Below are 3,790 nucleotides of genomic sequence, written 5' to 3'. Positions count from 1 at the left end.
GGCCCAGTGGCCGGAAACAGCGGCGCAGGGGCCGGTGACCGCGTCGCAGTGGTCAGAAACAGCGGCGCAGGAGTCGGTGACCGCGTCGCAGTGGTCAGAAACACGGATCGATGCCGCCGCGAAAGAAATCGCCCGGATGGTTGTGGTGGGTAAGCGCATGGCTTACGCTTTTTGAAGTTCTTATTTCATTAGATTTCGTGTTGTGCGGGGCTCGTCGCGTGACGGGCCTGTCGTCGCGCCGCTGCGCCGTGGTGGTATTCACCCGGCGTTCTTTCCGGCTGCCGATGTGTCGACCGAGAGGGGCAATCCAGCCAATGACGGAGAACGCCACCTATGACACGTACCAAGTCAAGGTCACCCTTGCCGCCCAGGACGCGGCCGAGAATTACTATGATCGCAACGGCGCGCCCGCGGATCTGCTTTCCATCCGGGTGGGATTCACCGACGTCGCGGTCTCGGAGTTCAGCAGCGATATCTCGCGGCGCAGCCCCATCGACGCCGTCCGGACCGCGGCGGAACGAGTGATCGAGAAGTTCTCCGGGGAGAGCGCACAGGAAGAGATCGCGGAGAACCTGACGTTCCGGCCGAAGCAGGAGTACCCCACGCCGAGGCGTGCCGAGGACGAGCCGGTGGATGCGGACGAGTCGGTGGATGCGGGCGAGTCGGTGGACGCGGACGAGTCGGTGGACAACGGCGGATGAACGACGCGGGTGGGTCGGGTAGCGGTCAGGACTGGCCCGGTGACTACCCACCAGACCTGACGGACGTGCTGGACGTCATCGAAGAGCACCCAGAGTGGCAGCACACGGTCGCTTCGCTGGCCGAGCACGCTTCGTTGAGCGTGCGCACGCTGGAGCTCAGATTCAGAAAGTACCTGGGCACCACGCCCTCGGTCTTCTTGCGTGATACGCGGCTCGACCGCATCAACGAGATCCTGGAGCGCTCGTCGCCGGACGACGTATCTCTCGACGAGGTCGCCCGCGACTTGTGGTACAGCAGTTACGGCTACCTGGCGAAGCTCTACACGCAGAGGTTCGGTGAGGAGCCGAAAGAGACGCTGGGCCGAGCGTGTGGCCAGCGGTAGCCGGCCTAGAGGCCGGACGCCGGTCTGACGAACGCCCTGGCTCGCTGCAGCCGCCGTCGCTCATTCTCGTTGAGCCCACCGAAGACGCCGTGCGGGATCTCCGCCTGGAGCGAGTAGTCGAGGCATTGTTCGCGCACGAAGCAGCGTGCGCAGACGCTCTTGGCCTTCGCGATGCCGATGATATCCGCGGTGAAGAAGAGGTTCACATCCATGCCCATGCAGGCCGCGAGCCGACGCCAGTCGTCGTCGGCAGCTGGTGCGGAGTTCATGCTGACCGGGTCCGGGTTTGGGGTCGGTGGCCTGTGGTGCCCCTGCCGGGCGGGCAGGCGAACGGGGTCTATCGGCCGTCCCGATCCGGCAGAGTACACAGAACAAATGATACGCGAGTTTTGGCATGCAAACTAGGGGTATCTCGGGATTCGGGGGACTGGTCGATCCGTCCGCTATGTGAGATACGAGTTGGATCACATTCGGTTACCGCGACCTGCACTGCTATTTTCCACACTCCGCCGCGTCTCAATGATGACGTGCTTAAGCGGCCTGGTAGATGTGTGAACATGATGGCTGTGAAGGACACGACGAATACCGAAAAGATTGTCGACGACGAGCGCACACTGGGCGACGTTGTGCGAAACAGGAGATTGCGGCGAGGTTTGAAGCAGCGAGATGTGGCGCGCATGGCGGGCGTCAGCTTGGCCGACATTCAGGCTCTCGAGCAGAACGAGTCCGGTCCCGATCCCTTGTATCGAGTACTCGCCGCGCTCGACATCCCTTACCTGCGAGGCGGTCGCGACCGCTCGTGAGGTGATCGTCGCCGCATGATCCGGCCGGTCTGGCGCCGCGTGCGGGATCATGCCCCGTAACGCCACGCGCTCGGGGAGATGGAGGCGGCGATCCGCGGGCGCTGCGCCGCCTCGCAGATGCGTTCGCACGTCAGGGCCTGTTCCGCAAGCTCTGACCGGGGCTGCGTCAGCCCTTCGCAGTCCGGCCAGGGTCGTTGTCGTCGTCCGATTGGCCCACGTCGGCCTCCTCCGCCGCCGCCTCGTCTCGGGCTGCGGATGGATGCGCCCCGCATCATGGATGCGCCTCCGCATCGCCAGGGTTTGCGGGCCAGACTCTCAGGCGTAGCGACGTGGGCGACCGGCGTTTCAAAAATCTGAGAAATATGATGCGCATTAGTTATATTTCAGTTTTTGTCGACTTTTCCTGGGGTGTCGTCGGTCCGCAAGGCCGACCTATTTGAGTGTTTGAACATATTGTTGACCGATTTGTCACTACGACTCAGTGTCGCGTTTTCGTTCGGGTGACTGCGCATTTCGCGTATTTGATTGTTGGGCTCGTCCTCGTCCCTGATCATGTAGCGGTGGGGCGTTGAGGTCTGCGGTCGGATGCAGGCCTGTTCGCTGTTGGGGGCCTGTTCGACGAAGCCGATCATGTAGCCCGTTACAAGGGGATAGAGTCCGTGAACGAAGAGCAAGCAAGGCACTTGCCGCTTGCGCGACACGAGGTATTTCGATCTGTCGGTTCTGAGGGTGTCAGGGAGGTGCTTCACGGAGCTTTCGGGTGGGATGTCCGGGATGTCGACGTGGGTGACTCGGAGTCGTTACCCAGGGCCCACCGATATCAGATGCCGGACGTCATGTTCGGCTATGTCGAGCTCGGCGGCGAGGCGTTCGTATCGTGCCGCGTGCCGGAGGGGGTCCAAGCCGTACTGGCGCCGCTGTCGGGCATCGCTGAGCTGGAGGTCGACGCCGAGCAGTTCGGCCTGACGCGGAATCGTGCGGTCGTGCTGGGTGGTTCCGTCGATTCCTCGATGCGAGCCAGTGCGGACTGCCGGATGCTGGTGCTGCAGTTCCGGCATCCGGCGCTGGAGACCTTCCTGAGCAGGCGGCTCACGGAGGGCGCCCTGGGTGATCCGCTCCGGTTCGAACGGTTGATGGACATCCGCGGGCATGCGGCCAGCTGGTTTCGCGCGTGGCTGTTCTTGATCCAGGAGCTCGACACGCCGGGCTCGATCCTGGAAGATCCGCGGCACGCCCGCAGGGCCGAGTTTCTCATCATGGACACGCTGCTGGATGTGCAGCCGCACAACTATGCGGAAGTGTTGACCGAGTCCAGTGAGGTGAGCGTGGCAGGACAGGCGTGGGCGGATCCTCGGTGGGCCACCTTCCCCCGGTATCTCCGGGAGGCGGTGGAGATCATCGAGCGCAACCCCGAGGACGACCACAAGACCAAGACGCTTGCCGCGCGCGTGTCCATCAGTCCGCGGATGTTACAGATCGCGTTCAAGGAATACCTCGGCACCACGCCTGGGAAGTTCCACCGAGACGTCCGCCTGGAGCGGGTGCGCGAGGCATTGCTTGAAGCGTCGGCGGGAAACGCCACGGTCGACCGGATCGCTCGCTCCTTCGGGTTCAACCACTACGGGTACTTCGGCGGCGTCTACCGTGAGAAGTACGGCGAGTCCCCACGGCGGGCGCTGCGTATGAATCCCGGGGTCGAGACGATTCCACAACAGCGCACGGGCGTCGCGGACCGCAGCGAGCGGCAGGCGAAGCCGTGAGAGGCCAGCGTGCGCGCTGGCGGCGTCACTCGTTCAGATACGTGTACTGAAGCGCGTCGGCGGCCGCCTCCTGGGGTTCACAGTTCTCGTACAGCAACGTCGTGGTGACGTCGGAGCCCGAGCGGTGGTCGACGGTGACGACG

Annotated in this window: 5 protein-coding genes; 4 read left to right on the top strand and 1 reads right to left on the bottom strand. The window is 63.7% G+C overall.

Annotation, left to right across the window (positions count from 1 at the left end):
* Positions 1-314 precede the first annotated feature (314 nt).
* Positions 315-701 carry a hypothetical protein gene (locus ELR45_RS03210; RefSeq protein WP_129663316.1) on the top strand — a complete coding sequence of 129 codons (387 nt, stop codon included), beginning with the start codon at positions 315-317 and terminating at the stop codon, positions 699-701.
* Entirely contained in the window at positions 698-1,084 is a 387-nt protein-coding gene (locus tag ELR45_RS03205) for a helix-turn-helix domain-containing protein (RefSeq protein WP_129663314.1), read from the top strand. Before ELR45_RS03210 ends, ELR45_RS03205 begins: the two co-directional genes overlap by 4 nt.
* Positions 1,085-1,089: 5 nt before the next feature.
* Here ELR45_RS03205 and ELR45_RS03200 read toward each other — a convergent pair whose 3' ends face one another.
* Positions 1,090-1,353: a WhiB family transcriptional regulator gene (locus ELR45_RS03200; RefSeq protein WP_129663312.1), complete on the bottom strand. Its 264-nt coding sequence runs from the start codon at positions 1,351-1,353 to the stop codon at positions 1,090-1,092.
* A gap of 297 nt (positions 1,354-1,650) precedes the next feature.
* On the opposite strand from ELR45_RS03200, the gene ELR45_RS03195 reads away from it, so the two are divergent.
* Positions 1,651-1,887, top strand: a complete 237-nt coding sequence (locus tag ELR45_RS03195) for a helix-turn-helix domain-containing protein (RefSeq protein ID WP_165367430.1) — start codon at positions 1,651-1,653, stop codon at positions 1,885-1,887.
* Positions 1,888-2,627: 740 nt separating this feature from the next.
* The gene (locus ELR45_RS03190; protein WP_129663308.1) at positions 2,628-3,647 is read left to right on the top strand and encodes an AraC family transcriptional regulator; all 1,020 of its coding nucleotides are present in this window, start codon (positions 2,628-2,630) and stop codon (positions 3,645-3,647) included.
* Positions 3,648-3,790 lie beyond the last annotated feature (143 nt).

The organism is Phytoactinopolyspora endophytica, from assembly GCF_004138495.1.
GTDB classification, from domain to species: Bacteria; Actinomycetota; Actinomycetes; order Jiangellales; family Jiangellaceae; genus Phytoactinopolyspora; species Phytoactinopolyspora endophytica.
This window is presented reverse-complemented; position numbering and strand designations above follow the sequence as displayed.

Bases quoted from the DNA above. Each gene is read 5' to 3' on its own strand.
- ELR45_RS03210 (WP_129663316.1), top strand. From the start codon at position 315: ATGACGGAGAACGCCACCTATGACACGTACCAAGTCAAGGTCACCCTT.
- ELR45_RS03205 (WP_129663314.1), top strand. From the start codon at position 698: ATGAACGACGCGGGTGGGTCGGGTAGCGGTCAGGACTGGCCCGGTGAC.
- ELR45_RS03200 (WP_129663312.1), bottom strand. From the start codon at position 1,353: ATGAACTCCGCACCAGCTGCCGACGACGACTGGCGTCGGCTCGCGGCC.